Raw genomic sequence first — 23,640 nt, 5'->3', positions numbered from 1 at the left:
TCAACATGTCAATTTTAAGTTACTATTATTTGTTTTCTTCTTTTGTCTCTTCAGCTACTTCCTTCTCAGCTTTTTTAGCTTTCTTCTCTTCCTTAGCTTCAGCATGAGCCTCTTTATCAGCTTTGCGCTGTGCTAAACCTTCAGCAATAGCTTCAGTTGTGTAAGACAATACTCTTTCGATAGACTTTGATGCGTCATCGTTAGATGGTATAACGAAATCTACATCTCTTGGATCAGAATTCGTATCAACCATTGCAAAAATTGGAATGTTTAATTTTTGTGCTTCTTTAACAGCGATATGCTCACGCATTGTATCAACGATAAATAATGCACCTGGTAAGCGAGTCATGTCTGCAATTGAACCTAAGTTTTTGTCTAACTTAGCTCTTAAACGCTCTACTTGTAATTTTTCTTTTTTAGAAAGTGAATCGAATGTTCCATCTTTCTTCATTTTGTCAATAGCAGTCATTTTCTTAACTGCTTTTCTGATAGTTACAAAATTTGTAAGCATACCACCTGGCCATCTTTCTGTAATGTAAGGCATGTTTACACCACCTGCTTTTTCAGCAACGATGTCTTTTGCTTGCTTTTTAGTAGCAACAAATAATATTTTTCTACCAGAAGCTGCAATTTTCTTAAGTGCTTCGTTAGCCTCGTCTATTTTAGCAGCAGTCTTATATAGATTAATAACGTGAATTCCATTACGCTCCATATAAATGTAAGGAGCCATGTTTGGATTCCACTTTCTTGTAAGGTGTCCAAAGTGTACACCTGCTTCAAGTAAATCTTTAACTTCTATGTTATTTGCCATTTTCGTAATAGTTTACGTTCCGTTGGAGTTTTAGCAATGTGAAGTGGCGAGATGATCCCCGGCCTTCATCATTTGGATGCTAAACTAATTTCTTTGGTCTATTAAAGCCAAAGACAACGACAACTGTTTTTTTAATATTAATAATAAATGAGCCAAAAATTAACGCTTAGAGAACTGGAATTTCTTACGAGCTTTCTTCTGACCGAATTTCTTACGCTCTACCATTCTTGGGTCTCTTGTTAATAATCCTTCTGGCTTAAGTGCAGATCTGTTCTCAGCATCTACTTCGCAAAGTGCTCTGGAGATCGCTAAACGAATAGCTTCTGCCTGACCATTTACCCCACCACCGTATACATTAACTTTTACATCATAAGTATCTACAGTTTCAGTTAAATTGAATGGCTGCAATACTTTGTATTGTAATGTAGCAGTAGGAAAGTAGTCGTTAAGTTCTTTTTTGTTGATGGTAACGTTTCCATTTCCTGAAGAAACGTATACACGTGCAACGGCTGTTTTTCTTCTACCGATTTTGTGAATAATTTCCATTTACTTAAGATCGTTTAAGTTAATTGCAGTTGGCTTTTGAGCTTCTTGAGCATGCTCAGCACCAGCGTACACTTTTAAATTACGGAATAAATCAGCACCTAATTTGTTTTTAGGTAACATTCCTTTAATTGACTTTTCAACTATAGCTGCAGGATTCTTTTTGTAAAGTTCGTTTGCAGTCTGAGTTCTCTGTCCACCCGGATAACCTGTATGACGAACATAAGTTTTGTCGTCCCACTTGTTTCCTGTTAAATTGATTTTGTCAGCGTTGATGATTACAACGTTGTCTCCACAATCAACGTGCGGTGTGTAGCTAGGTTTGTACTTACCTCTTAAAAGTTTGGCTACTTTCGAAGCAAGACGGCCTAACGTCTGTCCTTCAGCATCAACAAGTACCCATTGCTTATCAACGGTAGCCTTGTTAGCCGAAATAGTTTTGTAGCTTAATGTATCCACACTTACTCTATTTAAAAATTAAACATTCCATTCCCTACCCCGAATGTGAATCCGGGATAATGGGGTGCAAAAGTACAACTATTTATGAATAATACAAACACCCTCTGAATTAATATTTTATAATAAATCAAGTTGCTAACTGAATTTATATACGATTGATTTTTAGGCGAATAAAAAAAGCTCCCTTTCTAAGAGAGCTTTTGTTTATAGAACAGTTCCAAAATTAGTTCCTGAAGTTAAATTGCTTTTCAGCAGTTGAGGAATTTCCCTTACTGTCTTTTGAAATAACCTGTAAATAATAAGTGGTGTTATATTCAATATGTACATCCGCGATACTGGTTGCGATCGAATTTTCAAGGATGGCAGCAGAGGTGGTGTCTTTGCCCAGGTATACCGAGTAACTTACAATGTCATTATCCAGATCGCTTCCTGTCCAGTTAATATTAATAGTGCCGTTCTCGTTATCTGAAAGTGTAATGCTCGCCGGAAAAGGGGAGTGGTTTTCTTCTGTTATTCCCTCCGAATAAAAACTCCATTGGTCATCACTAACCTTCGATTTGTCCATATTGAAGGCTTCAACACTCCATGAAAATTGCATCCCTTTTGGTAAGGTTAAAGAAGCAGTAGTGTTGTTCGAATTCGCTGAATATTCCTTTTTGCTTTCACTGTCAATCGCTTTCAGGATATAGGAAGTGGCGTTTGTAGCACGTTCCCATTCAAATTCAATAACCACAGTTTCGGCACTCACATCTATCCCCTCTGTACATATCGTGTTGTTTTCAGGAAAAACCAGATTAAATGCCTCAGGTGCTTTTACTTCTTCCACTGGGTTGGGATCCGAACCGCCACCACCACAAGACTGTAGTAATGATATGGCTATGACAAAATATAATGCTTTTACTGATTTCATTTTTTAAAGATTTTTGTAGTAAAGGTTGTCGATTTAGAGCTGATAATTACCAGGTACATACCCGAAGAAATGGTATTCAATGGTAATTGGTATGAGTCTGTTTTTGATTGAAAACTTCTGGATGATATTACATTACCTGCCGTATCCGTTAAAGTTATGGTTACGCTGTCCAGATCGCTCAAATTTTCAATATTTATATAATCTGTGGCAGGATTCGGATAGAATGTTACTCCATTTACGAATATGGTGTCCTGATAACTGCCTTGGCATATTTTATCGGTTGCAATCGATATGCTATTACTTCCTTCATCAAGGTCTATGGAAATTTCGTTGGAGCCGGTGTCGGGGGTGGTAATAGTATAAGATTTATTATTAACCTTTACGGTGTATTCCTTACTTCCCGATACCGTATAAGTAGCTTTCTTTTTATTGTTATCAACGGCAACTTTATTAGATGTCAGATCTTCCGGAGTGACCACCGAAGCATGGTAGCATTGTTTGAATTCCGGATATTCCGGTATTGTAACACAGATTTCATAAGTATTCGCATTTAAACCCGTAAAGGTGTAGTCGGATGTTATATTAGTTAAGGTTTGTGAGTCTGAACTGCTGCTCAGTGCAATAGTGTAATTGTAGTTCTTGGCAAAACTAATGCGTATTTCTCCGTTAGCGATACCGGGGCATGAGGTGCTGGTTACACTTACTTGTATGTCAGTGCTACTGATGTCGAGTGATTGTGACAACGAACATCCGTTTTCATTAACCAAATCTCCTGCGGTTGTATTTGGACATTGATCAATATCGTTGGTAATGCCGTCATTATCATCATCTAACTGACTCGATGAACAGCCATTGGTGTCAACGCTTTCTCCTGTTGGCGTGCCGGGGCATTGATCGATCTCGTCATTAACACCATCGCCGTCACTATCCGGAATAATAACATTTAATGTTACAGCGTTTTTGTATAAAGTTAAATTAGTGGCGATACTATTCTTTATGACACAATCGTATTTGCCGCTATCTGAAGCTGCAACCGTCGGGATGGTATAACTTTTGGCAGTGGCACCTTCTATGATGATCCCGTCTTTTCTCCATTGGTAGTTATTGTTCGGACTAGATGTGGCCTCCACAGAAAGCGTAAACACATCTCCTTTGGTGATATTGACTTCCTTGACTTCGTCTATGTTGTTTTGGGAATAGTAAGAAAACTCAATGTTTTTATAGGTGTCTATAATCGGTTCGAGGTCTTCAAAAATATAGTTGTTGGAACTGAGTAATAAATAACCGTATTCATTCGTTGCCACAGATGCGATTGTTGGTACCGTTCCGGACAAGTTGTTGTTCGATACAAGAAGACGTCTTAAGTTAGGGAGTGTAGACATCGTTTGAGGTAATGGTCCCGATACATTGTTCGAAAAGATATTGAAATAGTTGAGCAATGTAAGCTTGTCAAATACATCCGGGAGGGTGCCCTCCAGATTTGTTTCTGAAAGATTAATTTCTTCGAGATTGACTAATAGCTGAATGCTCTCAGGGATGGTGTAGGGATCAAAATCGTTATAGGAAATATCGATGTTTTTGAGACTGGTATTGTTAAATAAAGCGGCAGGAGATCCCGTAAAATTGTTGAATGAAAGATCAATATGATTTAGCATCGGCAGGCTTTCAACAAAGGCAATACTCCCGGAAAAATCGTTTCCTTTTAGTTTTAAATATTCCAATGAGCTTAATTCAGACCATAGTGGATAGGAGCCATTAAGCTTGTTGTCTGCAATGTTCAAAAATGTGAGGCTCTTTAAATTCTTAAAAGACTCCGGAATAGTACCTTCGAGCTCATTCTCTGACAGTATTAAAACCTCAAGCGTGGCTAAGGTTCCATAACTTGCAGGGATAGTGCCGGTGAAATTATTCCTGTATAAATGAATTTGTTTAACCGCTGGTATGGTGCTCAACTCCTCGGGGAGGGAGCCCGTATAATTATTGTTGGCTAAATCCACTATCTCCAGGTTTGAAAGTGAGGAAACGGTCGATGGTATGGCGCCTGCTAATTGATTGCCTCTTAAGGTAAGCTCCTGAAGATTGCTTAAATCGCTAATCTCAGCCGGAATAGTCCCGTTTAGATTGTTATTGGTTAAGTATATTTTGGAGACCCTGTTATTTTCATCGAAATACACCCCGTACCACTTCGAAAGATCTTTATTGGTAATATCCCATTTTGTAGTCCAGTCAGGTCCGCCTGTGGCATTATAAAATGCTATAAGGGCATTGATGTCATTCTCGGAATATACCTTAATAGTGGTGCTTCTATTGGTTAGGGTTAATTTTGGGTAATTCGGGTTGGTGATAATGCAATCATAAATGCCCGTGTCTGAGGTTGTAATGCTTGCAAATGCTAATTCAGAATTTGTTGCGCCCTCAATATTAACCCCATTTTTCCTCCATTGGTAGACATTATCAGGATCACTGGTTTCACTTATGGTTAAATTTATTGATGCACCTTCATCGAGTTGCAGCGATTTTTCTTCACCGATCCTGGCCTGACCTTCATAAGAAAAAGAAGCGCTTGTTCCTAAAACTTCACTAAAGTCATCGAAAACAAAATTGTTGTTGGAAACCGTTATGCTTTCAATTAATGGAGAATTTATTTTAGGGATTAGTCCCGATAGATTATTTCCCGGAGCAAACAAGGTTCTTAATTTTAATAGGCTTGAGAACGTGGGAGGAATCGGGCCTGAGATAGTACTGCCGGATAAAGTGATATAACTGAGGTTCGGTATTTTATCAAATACATCAGGTAAGGTTCCTGTAGCGTTACAACCCTGGCATTCAAACCTTTCTAGTAATGGGAGGTTCATATCTCCTGGAATTTGCCAATCATTTAAATCCCATAAACCATCAATTTCCAGAGTCCTTAATTGATCTAATTGCCAAAGTGCCTGAGGGAAATTCCCGGTGAATTTATTATAGGATAACGACAAGTACATAAGTTGGCTAAGGTTGCCGATATCTTCAGGTATAATGCCATCAAACTTATTGTTTCTTAGTCTTAAACCATTAAGTTGGGTTAAGCTCCATATCGATGTTGGAAGACTTCCGGAGAGATCATTTATTTCCAGGTTTATAGAACTTAACCTGATAAGGTTTTGAAAAATATCCGGAACAGTACCCGTTAAGTTGTTTCTGTTCAGATTGAAAAGCTCAAGAGCTGTCAGGTTTTCAATTTCCTGAGGAATACTTCCACTAAGCTGATTATTCACTAATTGAATCCATCTTACTCTTTCATCCGGATGAACTGTGATTCCATCCCATGTGCGTATGTCCGCATTTAAGTCCCATGTTGTGGTCCAGTTAGGGCCGTTCGTGGCATTATATAATGCAATTAAAGCCTGCTTGTCTTGGTCAGCTTTAATATTAACTAATTTAATATTGTCAATAAACACCTCGAAAGGCTCATCGATGAATGAAAATAAACTGATTTCAAACTTCCATTCTTTCGTTTCCGTTACCTCGATGGTCTTTTCTACACTCGTCCATTCAAAATTTTGAGGAATTCTGCTTCCTGAGGTTAAAGGGTAGGAGTCAAGAGGACCGTATTTATAACCGATAACTTGTTGGCCGAAGGTCGAATTAGCGGTCTTTACTTTAAAATCAAAGGTCAATCTGTAAGTTTCGCCTGCTTCCAGTATAAAACCAGGAGAGGTGATTTTGGGTGTCGTAGTACCATCTATAAAAAGGGCGCTACTGGATCCATGGGAAACCTCATTGGTCTCTGGATTCACCTGCCCTTCCACGGAAGCCCAGCTACTTAAGACTCCGGTTGAACTCCAATATTCAAAATCCCCATTAGGGATAAGCCTTTGAGAAAAGCCGGAGAGGGTTATAAGTGAAAAGAAAATAAAGTAAAGTTTTTTCATAATATTGATTTAAAGATAATTCTGGCAATATTACGAAAAATACTTCTTTAAAATGTACGTAGATGCATTAAGGGTAAATTAAATTAATGTGCCTCCAGCCAATCGTTCCCAATACCAAGCTCTACATCGAGAGGAACAGAAAGTTTATAGGCATTTTCCATTTCAGATTTTATAAGCTCCTTAATGGTTTCCAATTCTTCTTTGTGTGCGTCAAAGACAAGTTCATCGTGCACCTGAAGTAGCATTTTGGTCTTGTAATTGCCTGCTAGAAGTTTCTTTTGAATGTTGATCATTGCAATTTTAATAATGTCTGCAGCACTCCCTTGTATAGGAGCATTAACAGCGTTTCTTTCAGCCGCACCGCGCACAACCTGGTTTCTGGAATTGATGTCCGCTAAATACCTTCTTCTTCCCAAAATAGTTTCAACATACCCATGGTCCTGGGCAAAATGTATCTGGTTGTTGATGTATGCCCTTAATTTAGGGTAAGTCTCATAGTAAGTGTCGATTAACTCTTTGGCTTCACTCCTTGAAAGGGTGGTTTGGTTGCTCAAACCAAAGGCAGAAACTCCATATATAATTCCAAAGTTTACGGTCTTGGCATTGCTTCGTTGTTCTCTGGTTACTTCCTCAATAGGAACATTAAAAACCTGGGAGGCCGTTGAAGCGTGAATGTCTTCACCTTCCTGAAAAGCCTTTATCATAGTGTCCTCTTCGCTTAAGGCAGCGATAACGCGTAATTCAATTTGAGAGTAGTCAGCCGCTAGTAAAACATAATCCTCGTTTCTGGGAATAAAAGCCTTTCTTACCTGACGCCCACGTTCCGTGCGAATAGGGATGTTCTGTAAATTAGGGTTGTTGCTACTTAATCGCCCCGTGGCCGCAACCGCCTGACTATATACAGTGTGAACTCTACCGGTTTTTGGGTGTACTTCATTTGGTAGTGCATCAACATAAGTACTTTGAAGCTTTCGAAGCTGTCGCCATTCTAATATATCAGCAACGATTTGATGGTCTTTGGCTAAATAAGACAATACATCTTCTGCTGTAGAGTATTGACCGGTTTTTGTTTTTTTAGGTTTGTCAACCAACTTAAGCTTATCGAACAGGATAGGGCCCAGTTGCTTTGGAGATGCAATATTGAATTCCTCGCCGGCTTGCTCAAAAATATTTTTTTCAAGTCTTTCTATGTCTTTAACAAGCGTTCCGGACAAGCTTTTCAGGTAATCAATGTCTAAATTGATCCCTTCTATTTCCATAGCCGCTAATACAGATACCAACGGAGCTTCTATTTCCTCATAGAGCTGCTTGGCATTTCTGTTGGGTAATTCCTCTTCAAAAAGATTTTTTAGTTGCAAAGTGATATCTGAATCCTCTACAGCATATTCAGTTTGCTGGTCCAACGCAACAGTACGCATCGACTTTTGGTTTTTCCCTTTTTTTCCAATTAGCGACTCAATAGAGATCGGAGCGTAATTCAAATAAGTTTCTGCCAGTACATCCATATTATGACGCATATCCGGATTGATCAGGTAATGCGCAATCATAGTATCGAAAATTTTACCGTGTACAGGCATATCATAATTCGATAATACTTTGATATCGTATTTTAAATTTTGACCAATTTTTTCAATGTCCTTATTTTCGAAAAACGGACGAAACTCTTCGAGAATTCCTTTGGTCTCCTTAAAGTCTTCAGGGAAGACAATATAGTAGCCTTTACCGGGCTCCCATGAAAAAGCACAGCCAACTAACTCCGCTTTAAGCGCAGTGAGACTTGTGGTTTCAGTATCAAAGCATACACTCTTTTGCTTCATTAACTTCTCCAGAAGTAATTTTCTTCCCAGTTCACTGTTGACATATTGATAAGAATGTGGGATGTTGTCAATGGTTTTATATCCTGAGATAACTTCTTCGCTTGTCGAAGTGTCTTTTGGTGTTCCTTGTCCAAAGAGGTCAAACTGTACATTCATGTCTTTATTGACATTGGCTTTAGGCTCGGATGTTGCAGTTTCGGTCTCTACTTCAACACTAAAAGTCTTCATCAGATTTTCTGTCATCCTCCTGAACTCAAGTTCCTGGAATATTTCTTTCACCTTATCCAGATCCGGAGTGTTCAATTCAAAATCTTCCTCATGGAATTCAACGGGAACATCCAGAAGAATCCGCGCTAATTTTTTAGAGAGTAATCCCTGTTCAGCATTGGCTTCTACCTTTTCCTTCATCTTGCCTTTCAGCTGATCCGTATTGGCCAGCAGTCCTTCCAGGCTACCAAACTGTTTTAGAAACTTTTTCGCTGTCTTATCTCCTACACCCGGTAACCCTGGGATGTTATCCACCGCATCTCCCATCATGCCCAGGTAGTCTATGACTTGTTCGGGACGCTCTATTTCAAATTTTTCTTGAACCTCAGGAATTCCCCAGATCTCTATGCCATTTCCCATTCGTGCCGGACGGTACATAAAGATGTTTTCAGACACCAATTGAGCAAAATCCTTATCCGGAGTTACCATGTAGGTTCTGTAGCCTGCTTTTTCTGCTTGCTTCGATAAAGTACCTATAATATCATCAGCTTCAAACCCCTCTTTTTCGATAACAGGAATGTGCATCGCCTTTAATATGTCTTGTATGATTGGAACTGCGATTCTTATAGCTTCCGGGGTTTCATCCCGATTGGCTTTGTACGCCTCAAACATTTCTGTACGGTCTACACTGCCACCCTTGTCAAAGGCCACTGCTAAATGATCCGGTTTTTCTCTTTTAATCACATCCAGTAGAGAATTCATGAACCCCATAATGGCAGAAGTGTCCATTCCCTTAGAATTGATTCTCGGATTTTTTACAAAAGCATAGTAACCACGAAAAATTAAAGCGTATGCATCTAACAGAAAAAGTCTTTTTTGAGCCGACATAATAAAAGTTGAAGTTTATTTTTGTAAAAATAAGGAAGTTTTTGTGGATACACAGAAGCAAGTAACAATAAATAAAATTGAAGGAAATGATAGTAGAAATATGTGCTAATTCATTCGAATCAGCAAGAAATGCTCAAGAGGCTGGAGCAGACAGGATTGAATTGTGTGCCGAACTGGGTGTAGGAGGAACCACACCAACTTACGGATTGTTGAAAAAGATTAAGGAAGAACTAACGATCGAGGTGAGCGTCCTGCTAAGACCCAGAAGTGGAAATTTCACCTATTCTTCAGCGGAATTCGATATCCTGAAAAAAGATATTGAGCTTTGTAAAGAATTAGGGTGCGAAGGCATAGTGGCAGGTGTGTTAAATGCAGATAATACGCTCGATGTTGAACGTACCAAAGAACTCATAGAGCTTTCCAAACCATTACACTTTACTTTTCATAGAGCGCTGGATTGGGTGCCTGATGTTCATGAAACCATGCAACAATTAATAACACTTGGCTGCGATAGAGTATTAACGAGTGGGCAACAGCCAAAAGCCATACTCGGAATCGATCTATTAACAAGCCTGCATCAGCAGTATGGTGAAAAGATAACGATAATGCCCGGTAGCGGAATCAATGAAGAAAACATTTTGAAGTTTAAGGAAAGAGGATTTAAGGAAATACACTTTTCTGCGTCTAAACCCGTGCACGTACTTGATACTGAACCTCGAATATCGTTTTCAGGTGGACAGCAGGATGAGAAAACAGTGCCTGTTTCCAATCTTGAAATCATTAAAAGAATGGTAAAGAGCGTTAAATAAATTTTAAAGTAGTTTGGTGGTGGTGCAATTCAAGTACATTTGTAATAAATTGAATGGTAAATAGTTATGATGCGTTGGATAATTTTTCTGCTTATTTTTATAGTTTTGGAAGTGTACTTTTACCAGGTGGTAAAAACACTCACCAAGAATAAGTGGCTTTTAATACTCAATATTATTGTTTCCCTGGTGGTCGTTGCGAATTTGATCTATCAGTTTAATGCGGATGACGGTTCAGGTCGCGTTTTGACCCACGCCAAAAGTTACGCCATGGGGTTTCTTTTAACCTTAATGGTGCTGAAATTGGCTGCTCTGCCTTTTTTGTTGGGTGAAGATGTGGTTCGACTGGGCGCTGGAATTTATAATAAGCTCTATGGAGCTAAGGAAACCTTTCACATCCCTTCCCGTAGAAAATTTGTAAGTCAATTGGCTATTGGAGTGGCTGCCATCCCGTTTGCTTCCATGCTTTATGGAATGTTCAAAGGGAAGTATGATTTCAGGGTACTCAGGTATGAACTGGAATTCGACGATTTACCGGACGCCTTTGATGGCTATCAGATTACCCAGATTTCGGATATCCATAGCGGTAGCTTTGATAACAAAGAAAAAATAGAATACGCAATAGACCTGATCAATAAGCAGGAAAGTGATGTGATTCTCTTTACCGGAGATATGGTGAATAATAAAGCCAGTGAAATGATTCCCTGGAAAGAATCCTTTTCGAAACTTGAAGCAAAAGATGGTAAATACTCTGTCTTGGGAAATCATGATTATGGAGATTATGTAGACTGGAACTCATCGGTGGAAAAAGACGAAAATTTACAACAGTTAAAAGATATTCAAAAGGAAATCGGATTCGATTTAATGCTTAATGAAAATCGATTTATTGAAAAAGAAGGAGAGCGTATAGCATTAGTAGGTGTGGAAAATTGGGGAGCAGGTGGTTTTAAAAAAGCAGGAGACCTTAAGAAAGCGACTCAGGCAGTACACCAAAATGACTTTAAGGTTTTGTTGAGCCACGATCCAACACATTGGGAAGAGAAAGTGGTTGATGATGATTATCACTATCATCTCACCCTGAGTGGACATACACACGGTATGCAGTTTGGTATTGAAATCCCGGGATGGGTGAAATGGAGCCCCGCAAGTTGGCGATATAAGCATTGGGCCGGAATTTACAAACAGAAAGGACAATATATTAATGTGAATAGAGGATTTGGGTTTTTAGCATACCCCGGAAGAGTTGGGATTTGGCCTGAAATTACTGTGATTGAGCTGAAAAAGTCATCGAAGATCGCTTAATTCAAAGAAAATATTACATTTGTATTATATTTACTGTTAAAATTTTTCGCCTATGTCTAAGTTTGGTGAATTAATTGAAGCCAATATTCCTGTTTTGTTGGACTTCTACACGGATTGGAATGATTCCTCTACAGCAATGCATCCTGTACTCAGGGATGTGGCCGCCGCATTGGGGGATAAAGCCAAAGTCATTAAAATTAATGTAGATAAAAACAAAGAACTAGCAGACGCCTTAAGAGTCAAAGGCTTGCCCACTCTCATGATTTATAAGAAAGGAGAAATGGTTTGGCGCCAAAGCGGAGAGCAGGATGCTAATACATTAATAGGTATTCTCCAGGAATACGTCTGATCTTAGTCTTTTAGGCACCTACAGCTTTGCATCACGGTTTGGCTGGCTCCAGGTGTACTAAAGCTAGCTCCCGGTTTATAATTGATATACCTGAATGATTCTGGATACCCTCCGTCGGTTGAGGTCCAGTAAAATCCTTCATTCATTTTCTCAAAATTAGTTGCGATACTTCGACCCGTTGGAAGTATATTGAATTCAACAGCTTGTTCGTGAATCATCCCGAAAGGTTCTAAAAATGCATAGGCAACATCCTCACCTCCAAAATAATCAAATAAGGTGTTCCATTCTTCCACTGTAGGTAAATGCCACCCCTCCGGACAAATAGTCTGAGCAGTATTTCCCGTATATAACCTTCCATATACAAAACAGTTATAAGCCTCATTTTCGTAGCAAATGCTGGAATTGTCTTCAGTATCGAATTTCATGTTTTCGGCCATCCAGATCTGAGTGCCAATACGTACGGTTTTGTAGGTTTGTCCATCTCTATTATCCGTTAAGCTACCAGTTTGAAAGGTGTTGTTCAAGTTGTCGTCATCATTACTGCATGCGCACAAAATTGACAGACATAAGAAAAGAGGTAATAATTTTGGTTTCATAGCTCTAAGAGGTAATGGTTGTAATTTCCTATAAAAATAGCAAAATTATTCAACATGCGATCTTTCAGCTGACGTGCTGATGTTCATTTTACCGTTAAATCCAGCGAAATATGTCTCTGGAAATTTGGTTATGGTACAGAGTTTGTGGCATATTTGTGCTGTGTAAAACCCTATATTTTATCAATTTTAACCAAAGGTTGTATATAGTGGTGGTAAAAATGATTGAATTTATATGAAGGAAATAGTATTAGCCGGTCTTTTAGCTTTGTGGTTTTGTGAGATCAATGCTCAGGTTTTAAGAGTCAAGGATGCAGAAACGCTTCAACCTTTAGAGCAGGTCATTGTAATGTCTGATAGTCCGAAAAAGTATGTGTATACCAATGCAAAAGGACAGGCAGATATTTCAGAATTTAAAGGAGCCGATATCATAGAAATAAGGCTTTTGGGCTATGTTACTCAATCCGTAAGTTTTTTAAGTCTTGAACAGCATGGTTTTGAGTTGTTTATGATCCCGTCAGACATCTCTCTGGATCAGGTAGTGGTGGCTGCCACAAGGTGGGGAGAATCTAAGGCGAAAATACCATTTAAAATATCGACTATAACCCCAAGAGAAGTTGCCATTCAGAACCCGCAAACAGCTGCAGATCTGCTGGGAGCTTCCGGCGATGTGTATATTCAAAAAAGTCAGCAAGGAGGAGGTAGCCCGATGATTCGTGGCTTTTCTGCCAATCGATTGATGTATGCTGTGGATGGGGTGCGTATGAATACGGCTATTTTCAGAAGTGGAAATTTGCAGAATGTGATTTCCTTAGATCCTTTTGCCATGCAGAATACAGAAGTATTATTCGGGTCGGGTTCTGTAATATATGGTAGTGATGCTATCGGAGGGGTAATGAGTTTTCATACCTTAACCCCGGAGTTTTCTCTGGATGAAGAAACCCTGGTGTCCGGAAAAGGCATTGTTCGTTATGCATCTGCTAATGATGAAAAAACCGCACACTTCGATATCAATGTTGGTTGGGATAAGTGGGCGATTGTTACCAGTGTTTCAAGTTATGATTTCGGAGACCTTGAAATGGGAGCTTATGGCCCGGATGACTATTTGCGAGACTTCTATGTTATTCGGGAAAATAATGAGGATGTGGTCGTAACCAACGATAACCCTGATAAGCAGGTGCCCTCCGGATATACCCAGATGAATTTAATGCAGAAAATAAGATTTAAGCCAAACGAATCATGGGACTTTCAATATGGGTTTCACTACTCGGAGACTTCAGATTATGCAAGATACGATCGCCATATTCGTACGAGAAACGGACAACCACGAAGTGCAGAATGGTCCTATGGTCCGCAGATTTGGATGATGAATAATTTGACGATCACAAATGAGGCGGAGCAGGGCATTTATGATCATATGAGTCTGAGAATAGCGCATCAGCATTTTGAAGAGAGTAGAATCGATCGTGACTTTAATGATCTAGATAGGAGTACGAGAGAAGAGCGATTAAATGCAATTTCAGTAAATGCCGATTTTATAAAGGAGTTTAAAAACGAATCTAAGTTTTTATACGGAGCTGAATTAGTTTTTAACGATGTAAACTCAACCGGGCAACAAGAGAATATCGAAACAGGTGCTGTGTCTAAAGGCCCTTCAAGATACCCGGATTCACAATGGTGGTCTTATGGAATTTATGGAGTCTATGAATATGTAGTATCCGAAGTGCTTGGATTGCATGCCGGTATGAGGTATAATCAATATGTGTTGGATGCTGATTTTTCAAACAATATGAATTATTATCCAATTCCGGAAAGTAATGCCTATATAAGTAATGGAGCACTTACCGGAAGTTTAGGGCTGGTATATACACCTGATGACTCCTGGTCGCTTACGGCAAAACTTGCTACCGCATTTAGATCACCAAATGTAGATGATATAGGAAAGGTTTTTGATTCAGAACCCGGGGCAGTGGTAGTTCCAAATCCCGACCTGAAAGCTGAATATGCTTATACCGCTGAGGTAGGAGTGAGCAAAATAGTGGATGATAAGTTGCGGGTAGATTTTAGTGCGTATTATACCCTTCTTGATGATGCTTTAGTAAGAAGAGATTTTACTATGAGCGGACAGGATAGTATCGTGTATGACGGTGAGTTGAGTAAAGTGCAAGCGATACAGAATGGCGCACAGGCAGAAGTGTATGGAGTGCAGTTGGGCTTGGAAGCAAAACTGGCTAAAGGTTTTTCATTGCTTTCGAAATTAAACCTTCAAAAAGGGGAGGAAGAACTTGATAATGGAGAAAAAAGCCCATCAAGACATGCTGCTCCCTTCTTTGGAATTACCAAATTTACCTACCATGTCAATAAATTGAATATGCAACTTTATACGGTATATAATGGGGGAAGAAGTTATGAGGACCTTCCGGTAGGAGAGCAAGGCAAAGATTACCTTTATGCCAAGGATGATAATGGAAATCCGTATGCTCCTGCATGGTATACCCTGAACTTTAAAGCAACGCAACAGCTCTCAGAAGTCTTGGCGCTTACAGCAGGGCTGGAAAATATAACCGACAGACGATACAGGCCCTATAGCTCAGGAATGGCCGGAGCGGGCCGTAACTTCATTGTAGCCCTGAGGGCAGCCTTTTAATAAAACTGCTATAGAGCCTTGTTTATTAGGGGGTGGTAGGAATTGACGTAAAATTGTCATGTTTCTGGCGCAAGGATCAAATGGTGGGATAGGTACTTTTGTTGAAAGCACTAAACATACTCAACACGAATGAAGGAAAATGAAAACTTATCGGAAAAGGTAAAGTTCTATCGAGCCAGAAAAGGATTTTCTCAAGAACAATTATCAGAAGAATCTAAACTAAGTCTGCGAACGATTCAGCGCATAGAAAAAGGAGAGTCTTCTCCCAAAGGAGATACGCTATTGAAGCTTACCATAGCCTTGGGTATTACCCCAGATGATCTATTGTGTTTGGAAAAAGTAAAAGATACGGGGTACCTGTCGTTAATGCATTTGGGGGCGCTTGGGTTTTTATATAATCCGGCCCTGGGGGTTTTGGTACCCTTGATATTGTGGTTGCTTAAAAGAGATAAAATTAGATTGGTTGATAGCACAGGAAAAAATCTGGTTAATTTCCAATTAACCTGGTTGCTGGCAACAACTATTTATCTGGTAGTTATTGGAGCTGGAATTACTCCAGTAAATTTAATGAGATTGGTTCCAAACACGATTTCAAAAATTCATCCATTAGTGGTGCCTGTATTTCTATTGTATGGCTATAACCTCACTATGATAATCATCAATTTAAGAAGATCCCAGAAAATGAAAAAAAGCAAGTATATGCCTGTAATTCGTTTGATTAAGTAGGGTTGATCGACTTAAAAACATAACCCTTTTTTGTAAAATGCGCAAGAGTCCCCATTAAAGTATAGATTAAGTTTTTTTTAGCTTTTAAGCTATCGTGAAATACGATTATGCTGCCATTGGAAGTGTTATGTAAAACATTATTTAAGCAGGCTTCAGGTGGAAGCTCTTCCATGTAATCGGCACTGAGAACATCCCACATAATCATTTTATAGCCACGGTTAAGAATACGGTTTCGCGTTTTAAAAGTGGTTCTTCCATAAGGAGGTCTGAATAGTTTAGGGAGATCCACCTGTGTAGAGGGTAGGTGCTTTTTAATGGTCTGTTCGCAAGAGATAAAGTTCTCCATATATGTATCAGTGTCAACTTCCCTTGCATTTAAATGATTCTGAGTGTGATTACCTATTTGATGTCCTTCAGATAGAATTCGTTTGAATATCTTCGGGTGTTTCTCTATGTTTTCTCCTATGCAGAAAAAGGTAGCCTTTGCATTATAAACTTTCAAGGTGTCCAGTACCAATTCAGTAACACCGGGAATTGGACCATCATCAAAAGTTAAGTATAGGGTTTTTTCATCCGACTCAATGTGCCAGGTGAGACGGTTGAAAATGAGCTTTGCCCAGAAAGGCGTTTTGATAAAAAGCTTTGATAGCATAAAAAAAACCGGACACTAGGTCCGGTTGATATTTATTGTTGTGATAATGTTTCTACCGTGTCCTTCACCGAATCGATTTGCAATGGTTGCTCTAATTCAGATTCAGTCGGTTCAGACCTTCCGTAGAGGTGACTGAACTTTTCAAGGTACTCGTTGAATTTTTGAGTCTGTTCCATACCAAAGGCTTCATCTCCATTAATGATAACTATATCTGTGAGACTGCGGTAGCGTTCTATATTGGTGACAATGTCATTGATACGATTGCGCTGTTCGGTAATTTCTAATTGACTGTAGTAATCGATATGTTCCTGGTAAACATTGGCAACTTTTAAAAACAGTTCTCTGGCTTTTTCTTTTTCACCTACCTTGTAATAACCATCGATATAAGGTTCCAGGAATACATAGTAACCGAAACGTCCGAAAGGCATTTTGTCCATCGCCAGATCTAATATATTCTTTGCCTTATCAAGTTTGTTTTCCTTTATAAGGGTTTCAGAAAGCCTTGCAAGGTTACTTCTGTAAGAAATACTGTTTCTTCTTGTTTCCGGATCCGCATAGATGTTAGGATCGTTTGAATTACCCCAATCCCACTTCATAACAATGTCGTACATGAGATCTTCATCAATACGTCCCATTTCAAACGGATTGTTTTCAGGGATAGGTGTTTTGATAGGAACTAACTTATATACTAAACCGTCTAGCTGTAAATAATCTTTCATCCATAAATATTCAGCAGGACTAAAACTACCCCCTGTAAAATAAATTGGTCTTTCCCAGTCATTATTCGCCAGCAGGTCTAACATGAGAATTCTGTTTTTAGGTAAAGCCGATTTAGGAAGATCGATGTCGATATAATCAACGATCAATGAAGAGTCTTTTGGCTGAACAATCCCACTCTTCAATACATTTTCCTTGTTGACAGGAACACGTATTTTATTGGTCGGATAGAAAACAGTTTCCTGGCCGTTTCCGAAATCCACTTTGGTGCGTTTATCGTCACTCGCAACCCAGTTCATAAAATCTTTAATATTCCAACGGGCTTCTGTGAGCGGTTGGTAATAAATTACATCTCTTACGCCATAGGCGTATTGATCGTGTGTAAGTTGCGAAGGAATAGGTTCGCTTTCGTACGCTTTACTCTTCATTTGATCAATATACCAGTCCGTTGCAAAAAGGCTGGTGTTTATAACTCTCACATCTGTTCTGTATTCTTCCACTTCCTGGGCATACCACAGCGCAAAGGTGTCATTGTCACCAATAGAGAATAGGATAGATCCTTCGTCTTTGGCTACCGAATTAAGGTAGGAAGTGGCCATTGCTCTGGCAGTGTATTTGTGAGCTCTGTCGTGATCGTCCCAGTTTTGAACAGCCATAACAGTAGGTACCGCAAGTAAACATACCATAGTTATTGCAGGAGCTAAGATCTTCGGACTTAATAATTTTTTCAATTCATCGAAAAGTGCGTATACGCCCAGGCCGATCCATATGGAGAACATATAGAAAGAACCAACCAGTGCATAATCTCTTTCACGAGGCTCAAAAGGCCGTTCGTTCAGGTAGATTTTAAGAGCGAGACCGGTAAACATAAAGAGAACGAATACAACCCACCACTGTTTAGGGTTCGATTTTATTTGAAATACAAATCCAATGATACCTAAAATTAACGGTAAGAAATAATAGGTGTTACGTCCTTTATTGTTTAACACGTCACTAGGGAGGTTGTCCTGAGAGCCTAGTCTGGCTTCGTCAACAAACTTAATACCACTTAACCAGTTCCCGTGATTGTCATACTTCCCCTGTATGTCGTCTTGTCTTCCCGTAAAATTCCACATGAAATAACGCCAATACATATAACCCATCTGAAATTCAAATAAGTATTGAATGTTTTGAAAGAATGAAGGTTTTTCAATAACCAGGTATTCTTTAAACTGTTGAATGAAATTCACATATTCATCCTCGTCTATGGCTCCGGTGTCTAAATCCCTTTTAAACTGACCAATAGCTTGTGTTAGTCGGTCTTCACCAGAGTATTCAGGCTTTACTTTTATGTTTAGCGGACCGGTAATCTTCATATAATTGGCTGCATGATCAGCGCTCCACATACGTGGTAGGATGCCTTCGTGGTTCCTGTTAGGAGCCAGGGCGGCGTCTTTGTAGTGGTTAACAATAACATATTTTCCGGTCTTATAGTCCCTCTCGTATTTTGGTTTTTCATCCATATAAGGGTCTATCGGGTCCTGTCCTGCAAAAGCATCCGAGTACATCGGTCCGTAAAACAAATGAGTTTCAGGATATTGTTCCAGGTTGTAATAAGCAAGTAACAAACGCGCATCAGAAGGATCATTTTCGTTAATCACGGTGCCTGCATTTGCTCTGATAGGAACCATAAGCCATGTCGAAAACCCAATCAAAACGAACATAGTACAAAGAATGACTGTATTAAGTTCAACAAAGCCTTTCTTTCTGGTGTATTTTAAGGCAAAATAAAAGGCTACGATTATAATGAGACCGGCAATGATAGTTCCTGAGTCAAAAGGCATACCTATGCTATTTACAAAGAACACTTCGAGATACCCGAAAAATTTAAGGGTGCTCGGGAGTAATAATTTAAATATAAAGAGTAATACGGCTACAGATACAATATTTGCAATAATGAATGATTTCCAGGAGAAGTCATAGCGGTTAAAGTAATAAATCATCCCAATGGCAGGAATGGTTAATAAGGCCATAAAGTGAACACCAAAAGAAAGACCTACTATAAGAAATATCAAAACCAACCAGCGGTTACCTCTTGGTAAATGCATTTCGTCTTTCCATCGTAACCCCAGGTAAAACATTAATGACATTAAGAAAGTAGCCATGGCGTATACTTCCGCTTCAACTGCATTAAACCAAAAGCTGTCTGAGAAATTAAAAGCCAGTGCACCTACTAGTCCACTTCCAAAAACAGCCATGGCTTTTCCGGTAGAAAAGTCATTGTCATTTTTAAGAACTAATTTCTTGCTCAGGTTAGTGATCGTCCAGAAAAGAAATAAAACCGTAAAGGCGCTGGAGAAAACAGACATATAATTAATGGTCTTGGCGATCGTTTCCGGTTCTGCAGAAAACATGGCGAAGAAAGCTCCGACCATTTGGAATAGCGGCGCTCCCGGAGGGTGTCCAACCTGAAGTTTAGCCGATGTGGCAATATACTCTCCACAATCCCAATAACTTACTGTGGGTTCAACGGTGAGTCCGAATGTTACTAATGATACTGCAAAAGCTACCCAACCCAGGATAGTGTCCCATTTTTTAAATAGATGTTCTGACATGTGGTTAATTTTCTATAGACTGCTGGCGAATTTAAGAATAATATTACTAATGAAAAGATTCATTTTATTAACGTTAACAAGGCTGAAAAATTTTATTTCGAATTTTTTAAAAAATATTTGCGCATATAAAAGATTGTCTTAAATTTGCATCCGCATTACAGCAATGGCCTATGGTGTAATTGGTAACACAGCTGATTTTGGTTCAGTCGTTCAAGGTTCGAGTCCTTGTAGGCCAACTGCTAAAAAGAAACCCGGTTCTTCAAAAGAGTCGGGTTTTTTGATGGAAAAAAGTCAGGTAAAACCAGGACGAAAAGTCTACCCCGCACCCCAATGTCATTCCGTACCAATTGTCATTCCGCGCCTGATTGTCATTCCGTATTTATTACGGAATCCATTCCCGCTAGGCTTTCGTCACTCCCAATGACATTTTGCTCCTCAATGTCATTCCGTATTTATTTCGGAATCCATTCCCACTAGGCTTTCAACACTCCCACTTTCATTCCGAACCTCAATGTCATTCCGCACTTGTTGCGGAATCCATTTCACTATCATTGCATACACTTTTATTCCGTATCCATAGTCATTCCGCATTTATTGCGGAATCCATCTTATTTTCAAACATCAATCACAATTTTCACATAAACACAACAATGAGGCATGATCTGTTTTTTTGATAAAAAAAAAACTCAGTTAAAATAAGGCGGTAATGCGTTTTTCTGTCACCGCTGATGTTAGTGTAATACTTATGCCTTTTGTGGTTCGTATAAATTAGTATAAAATCATATAAACCTTTTTTTACTTTAAATTTTCGCCTGTTTTTCAGGTGAAATTCCAGACCATTTTTGGGCGTTTCAAGCATAGTTGAAGCATAGTTGAAGTATGGATAAAGTATGGATAGAGTATGAGTGGGTTAAAATCTGTTTGTTTTGGTATAAAAGCTTTCCAGGTGCTTAAACCGAATGAGTGTCCTGAAATGAAGTGAAAACGAATTTCGATCGCTAGATCCTGAAAGTAATAACAGGTCTTAATGCGTGATTTGATAATTCTTCAGTAATGCTGCCATTAAAGAAGTGAGTGATTCCTCTTCTTCCGTGTGTGCTCATGCCAATCAGATCAGCATTGGTTTCTTTGGCGAAATTAAGGATGCCGTCTTCAATAGTAAGTTCATTATAGATGTTGACGGTATAATTTTTAGGGGTGAGTTTCTTAGTGAAGCTTGCGATTTTATCCGTGATTGCCCTGGAGGTGTTAAAGTTGTTCGGAGTGTTCACGAACAAAAGGTGAATCTTGCTGTTGAACTTTTCACCAAATGTGATGGCTTTTTTGTAAGCCTCGAAAGTGTCTGTTGAAAAGTCACAGGCGTACACGAAATTATCAATCTTTAATTCGTTAATATCGTTTTTGATAATTAAGACCGGAACCGTCGCTGTGCGAACTACTTTTTCTGTGTTAGATCCAATAAATATTTCTTCCAGACCTGCTGCTCCACTAGAGCCCATTACTACAAAGTCAATGGCCTTGTCTTTAATGGCGTTTGAAACTCCTGAATGAATGCTGCCGGCCTCCATGATTTCATGAACCTTTATGTCTTTTAAAAAAGGTTTTTCTTTAAGTTCTTCAATCTTTTGTTGTGCCAGTTTGGTGAAGAAAAATGCTTCTGGAAGTTCTCCAACAGGTGCAGATGCCAAATGCATGGGTAATTCAAGTAGGTGTAGCAGGTACAGCTCCGCCTTATTTTTTTTGGCTAAATACGCTCCGATTTTAAGTGCATATTCTGACTCGGGAGAGAAATCTGTCGGCACTAGAATTCGTTTCATCCTGCAGGTGTTTTTAGGTCCGTTTTCTTAAAATTACAAAATAAAAAGCGTTAAAGCACAAATGATTAGCTTTTTTAATGAAGGTTCAAAAAAAATTGTATATTTGTACCGTTAAAATTTAAAGCCTATTGGGAGGGGACGTGAAGTCCCCTCTTTTTATAAGTTGATTTTATGTTTGAAGAAAGAGTTAAAGAACTGATTGCCGAATTTCTTGAGGAGAGAAAAGATATCTTTTTGATCAAATCATCAATAACACCAGATAATAAAATAAAATTGGTGATTGATGGAGATAAAGGTGTAACTTTGAACGATTGTATTGATTTAAGCAGACAGGTAGAACATAATTTGGATAGGGAAGAGGTTGATTTTTCAATAGAGGTCACTTCACCCGGTGCTACAGAACCAATCGTAAACAACCGTCAGTTCCTTAAGAATGTTGGAAGAAAAATGAAGGTTAAGACCCAGGACGAAAAGTTTGAAGGAACTTTACTTGAAGTTGCGGAAAATTATATTAAGTTGGGTTGGAAAGCTCGTGAGCCTAAACCTGTTGGAAAAGGCAAGGTTACGGTGAGTAAAGAAAAAGAGATATCGTTTAGCGATATAGAAGAAGCTAAAGTGATGATAACATTTTAATTTTAAGTTGACATGGAAAATCTTGCGTTGATCGAATCATTTTCTGAGTTTAAAGATGATAAACTCATAGATCGTGTAACGTTAATGGCCATTTTGGAAGATGTGTTTAGAAACGCATTAAAAAAGAAATTCGGTTCAGATGATAATTTTGATATCATTATCAACCCAGATAAAGGAGATTTGGAGATCTGGAGAAACCGTGTAGTAGTGGCTGATGGAGATGTAGAGGACCCTAACCAGGAAATATCATTAACGGAGGCTAGAAGAATTGAGCCTGATTTTGAAGTGGGTGAAGATGTTTCGGAGGAAGTGAAGCTTATCGATTTAGGACGTAGGGCTATATTGGCATTACGCCAAAATCTTATTTCTAAGATTCATGAGCATGATAATACCACGGTTTATAAGAAGTTTAAAGAGCTGATCGGAGATATATATACCGCTGAAGTGCATCATGTGCGCCATAAGGCAGTTATCCTGATCGATGATGAAGGTAACGAGATCATCCTTCCAAAAGACAAGCAGATACCGTCTGATTTCTTTAGAAAGGGAGATAATGTAAGAGGTGTGATTGAAAGCGTTGAGTTAAAAGGGAATAAGCCGATGATTATTTTAAGTAGAACGGCACCAAGTTTCCTTGAAAAGCTCTTCGAACAAGAAATTCCTGAGGTTTTCGACGGACTGATCACCGTGAAGAAAGTGGTTAGGATTCCTGGTGAAAAGGCGAAGGTAGCAGTAGATTCTTATGATGATAGAATCGATCCTGTGGGAGCTTGTGTAGGGATGAAAGGATCCAGAATTCATGGTATCGTTCGTGAATTAGGAAACGAAAATATCGATGTGATTAACTATACGAACAATACTCAATTGTTTATCAGTAGAGCATTGAGCCCGGCAAGAGTTACATCTGTAACATTGAATGAGGAAAATAAACATGCTGAGGTTATTTTAAAACCTGAGGAAGTATCGAAGGCGATAGGTAAAAGTGGATTTAACATTCGTTTGGCAGGACAATTAACAGGTTATGAAATTGACGTGTTCAGAGAAGGTGTGGAAGAGGATGTTGAATTAGCAGAGTTTACTGATGAAATCGATCAGTGGGTTATTGATGAGTTCAAGAAAATAGGTTTAGATACTGCTAAAAGTATCTTGGATAGGGAAGTTAGTGACCTTGTAAAACTAACCGATTTGGAGGAAGAGACCATTTTAGATGTAGTTAGAATTTTGAAAGAAGAATTCGAAGACTAAATTTGTAACT

The 23,640-nt window shown here is 38.9% G+C and carries 17 protein-coding genes and 1 tRNA gene; 8 read left to right on the top strand and 10 right to left on the bottom strand.

The genetic code is table 11. The features are described from left to right. Positions 1–25: 25 nt before the first annotated feature. From rpsB to polA, 6 genes are all read right to left on the bottom strand, one after another. A complete protein-coding gene (gene rpsB, locus BM361_RS15130) occupies positions 26–811 on the bottom strand; it encodes a 30S ribosomal protein S2 (RefSeq protein WP_038266862.1) in 786 nt (261 codons plus the stop codon). 159 nt (positions 812–970) lie between these two features. Continuing rightward, complete coding sequence (gene rpsI, locus BM361_RS15125; RefSeq protein WP_038266859.1) at positions 971–1,357, bottom strand: 30S ribosomal protein S9; 387 nt, start codon at positions 1,355–1,357, stop codon at positions 971–973. Further along, a complete protein-coding gene (rplM, locus tag BM361_RS15120; RefSeq protein ID WP_038266856.1) occupies positions 1,358–1,813 on the bottom strand; it encodes a 50S ribosomal protein L13 in 456 nt (151 codons plus the stop codon). A 223-nt stretch (positions 1,814–2,036) separates the two neighbouring features. After that, a complete protein-coding gene (locus BM361_RS15115; protein WP_074979925.1) occupies positions 2,037–2,723 on the bottom strand; it encodes a fibronectin type III domain-containing protein in 687 nt (228 codons plus the stop codon). Further along, the gene (locus tag BM361_RS15110) at positions 2,720–6,637 is read right to left on the bottom strand and encodes a leucine-rich repeat domain-containing protein (protein ID WP_074979923.1); all 3,918 of its coding nucleotides are present in this window, start codon (positions 6,635–6,637) and stop codon (positions 2,720–2,722) included. The genes BM361_RS15115 and BM361_RS15110 overlap by 4 nt, the downstream gene beginning before the upstream one ends. A gap of 83 nt (positions 6,638–6,720) precedes the next feature. Continuing rightward, positions 6,721–9,549, bottom strand: a complete 2,829-nt coding sequence (gene polA, locus BM361_RS15105; RefSeq protein ID WP_074979921.1) for a DNA polymerase I — start codon at positions 9,547–9,549, stop codon at positions 6,721–6,723. A gap of 86 nt (positions 9,550–9,635) precedes the next feature. On the opposite strand from polA, the gene BM361_RS15100 reads away from it, so the two are divergent. The 3 genes from BM361_RS15100 (at position 9,636) to BM361_RS15090 (ending at position 12,006) form a co-directional block, all read left to right on the top strand. Beyond that, a complete protein-coding gene (locus tag BM361_RS15100) occupies positions 9,636–10,358 on the top strand; it encodes a copper homeostasis protein CutC (protein WP_074980023.1) in 723 nt (240 codons plus the stop codon). A gap of 66 nt (positions 10,359–10,424) precedes the next feature. Next, on the top strand, positions 10,425–11,657 hold the full coding sequence (locus BM361_RS15095) for a metallophosphoesterase (protein ID WP_038266846.1): 1,233 nt from the start codon (positions 10,425–10,427) through the stop codon (positions 11,655–11,657). 52 nt (positions 11,658–11,709) lie between these two features. After that, positions 11,710–12,006: a thioredoxin family protein gene (locus BM361_RS15090; protein ID WP_038266844.1), complete on the top strand. Its 297-nt coding sequence runs from the start codon at positions 11,710–11,712 to the stop codon at positions 12,004–12,006. A gap of 2 nt (positions 12,007–12,008) precedes the next feature. Here BM361_RS15090 and BM361_RS15085 read toward each other — a convergent pair whose 3' ends face one another. After that, complete coding sequence (locus tag BM361_RS15085) at positions 12,009–12,602, bottom strand: FISUMP domain-containing protein (protein WP_083425970.1); 594 nt, start codon at positions 12,600–12,602, stop codon at positions 12,009–12,011. Between the two features lie 232 nt (positions 12,603–12,834). On the opposite strand from BM361_RS15085, the gene BM361_RS15080 reads away from it, so the two are divergent. Together BM361_RS15080 and BM361_RS15075 are read left to right on the top strand one after the other, a co-directional pair. Continuing rightward, positions 12,835–15,246 (top strand): TonB-dependent receptor, encoded by a 2,412-nt coding sequence (locus BM361_RS15080; protein ID WP_074979918.1) that lies wholly within the window; start codon positions 12,835–12,837, stop codon positions 15,244–15,246. 129 nt (positions 15,247–15,375) lie between these two features. Further along, complete coding sequence (locus BM361_RS15075) at positions 15,376–15,972, top strand: helix-turn-helix domain-containing protein (protein ID WP_074979917.1); 597 nt, start codon at positions 15,376–15,378, stop codon at positions 15,970–15,972. Here the strand turns inward: BM361_RS15075 and BM361_RS15070 are convergent. Together BM361_RS15070 and BM361_RS15065 are read right to left on the bottom strand one after the other, a co-directional pair. After that, positions 15,965–16,624 (bottom strand): polysaccharide deacetylase family protein, encoded by a 660-nt coding sequence (locus BM361_RS15070; protein ID WP_074979915.1) that lies wholly within the window; start codon positions 16,622–16,624, stop codon positions 15,965–15,967. The two genes, BM361_RS15075 and BM361_RS15070, sit on opposite strands and share 8 nt — an antisense overlap. A 32-nt stretch (positions 16,625–16,656) precedes the next feature. Then, the gene (locus tag BM361_RS15065) at positions 16,657–19,935 is read right to left on the bottom strand and encodes a glycosyltransferase family 117 protein (protein WP_074979914.1); all 3,279 of its coding nucleotides are present in this window, start codon (positions 19,933–19,935) and stop codon (positions 16,657–16,659) included. A gap of 164 nt (positions 19,936–20,099) precedes the next feature. Between BM361_RS15065 and BM361_RS15060 the strand changes: the two genes are divergently transcribed. Beyond that, a tRNA-Gln gene (locus tag BM361_RS15060) sits at positions 20,100–20,171 on the top strand. Positions 20,172–20,933: 762 nt separating this feature from the next. Here the strand turns inward: BM361_RS15060 and BM361_RS15050 are convergent. Continuing rightward, positions 20,934–21,752 (bottom strand): universal stress protein, encoded by an 819-nt coding sequence (locus tag BM361_RS15050; protein WP_074979911.1) that lies wholly within the window; start codon positions 21,750–21,752, stop codon positions 20,934–20,936. Between the two features lie 171 nt (positions 21,753–21,923). Between BM361_RS15050 and rimP the strand changes: the two genes are divergently transcribed. Both rimP and nusA read left to right on the top strand, forming a co-directional pair. After that, positions 21,924–22,385: a ribosome assembly cofactor RimP gene (gene rimP, locus BM361_RS15045; protein ID WP_038266827.1), complete on the top strand. Its 462-nt coding sequence runs from the start codon at positions 21,924–21,926 to the stop codon at positions 22,383–22,385. A 12-nt stretch (positions 22,386–22,397) separates the two neighbouring features. Continuing rightward, positions 22,398–23,630, top strand: coding sequence for a transcription termination factor NusA (gene nusA, locus BM361_RS15040; protein ID WP_038266824.1), 1,233 nt, complete (start codon positions 22,398–22,400; stop codon positions 23,628–23,630). Positions 23,631–23,640 lie beyond the last annotated feature (10 nt).

The sequence above is a fragment of the Zhouia amylolytica genome (assembly GCF_900116365.1).
Taxonomy (GTDB): Bacteria; Bacteroidota; Bacteroidia; order Flavobacteriales; family Flavobacteriaceae; genus Zhouia; species Zhouia amylolytica.
Note: the sequence above shows the minus strand (reverse complement) of the source record. Positions and strands in the feature narration are given on the sequence as shown.

Bases quoted from the DNA above. Each gene is read 5' to 3' on its own strand.
- rpsB (WP_038266862.1), bottom strand. From the start codon at position 811: ATGGCAAATAACATAGAAGTTAAAGATTTACTTGAAGCAGGTGTACAC.
- rpsI (WP_038266859.1), bottom strand. From the start codon at position 1,357: ATGGAAATTATTCACAAAATCGGTAGAAGAAAAACAGCCGTTGCACGT.
- BM361_RS15115 (WP_074979925.1), bottom strand. From the start codon at position 2,723: ATGAAATCAGTAAAAGCATTATATTTTGTCATAGCCATATCATTACTA.
- BM361_RS15110 (WP_074979923.1), bottom strand. From the start codon at position 6,637: ATGAAAAAACTTTACTTTATTTTCTTTTCACTTATAACCCTCTCCGGC.
- polA (WP_074979921.1), bottom strand. From the start codon at position 9,549: ATGTCGGCTCAAAAAAGACTTTTTCTGTTAGATGCATACGCTTTAATT.
- BM361_RS15100 (WP_074980023.1), top strand. From the start codon at position 9,636: ATGATAGTAGAAATATGTGCTAATTCATTCGAATCAGCAAGAAATGCT.
- BM361_RS15095 (WP_038266846.1), top strand. From the start codon at position 10,425: ATGATGCGTTGGATAATTTTTCTGCTTATTTTTATAGTTTTGGAAGTG.
- BM361_RS15090 (WP_038266844.1), top strand. From the start codon at position 11,710: ATGTCTAAGTTTGGTGAATTAATTGAAGCCAATATTCCTGTTTTGTTG.
- BM361_RS15085 (WP_083425970.1), bottom strand. From the start codon at position 12,602: ATGAAACCAAAATTATTACCTCTTTTCTTATGTCTGTCAATTTTGTGC.
- BM361_RS15080 (WP_074979918.1), top strand. From the start codon at position 12,835: ATGAAGGAAATAGTATTAGCCGGTCTTTTAGCTTTGTGGTTTTGTGAG.
- BM361_RS15075 (WP_074979917.1), top strand. From the start codon at position 15,376: ATGAAGGAAAATGAAAACTTATCGGAAAAGGTAAAGTTCTATCGAGCC.
- BM361_RS15070 (WP_074979915.1), bottom strand. From the start codon at position 16,624: ATGCTATCAAAGCTTTTTATCAAAACGCCTTTCTGGGCAAAGCTCATT.
- BM361_RS15065 (WP_074979914.1), bottom strand. From the start codon at position 19,935: ATGTCAGAACATCTATTTAAAAAATGGGACACTATCCTGGGTTGGGTA.
- BM361_RS15050 (WP_074979911.1), bottom strand. From the start codon at position 21,752: ATGAAACGAATTCTAGTGCCGACAGATTTCTCTCCCGAGTCAGAATAT.
- rimP (WP_038266827.1), top strand. From the start codon at position 21,924: ATGTTTGAAGAAAGAGTTAAAGAACTGATTGCCGAATTTCTTGAGGAG.
- nusA (WP_038266824.1), top strand. From the start codon at position 22,398: ATGGAAAATCTTGCGTTGATCGAATCATTTTCTGAGTTTAAAGATGAT.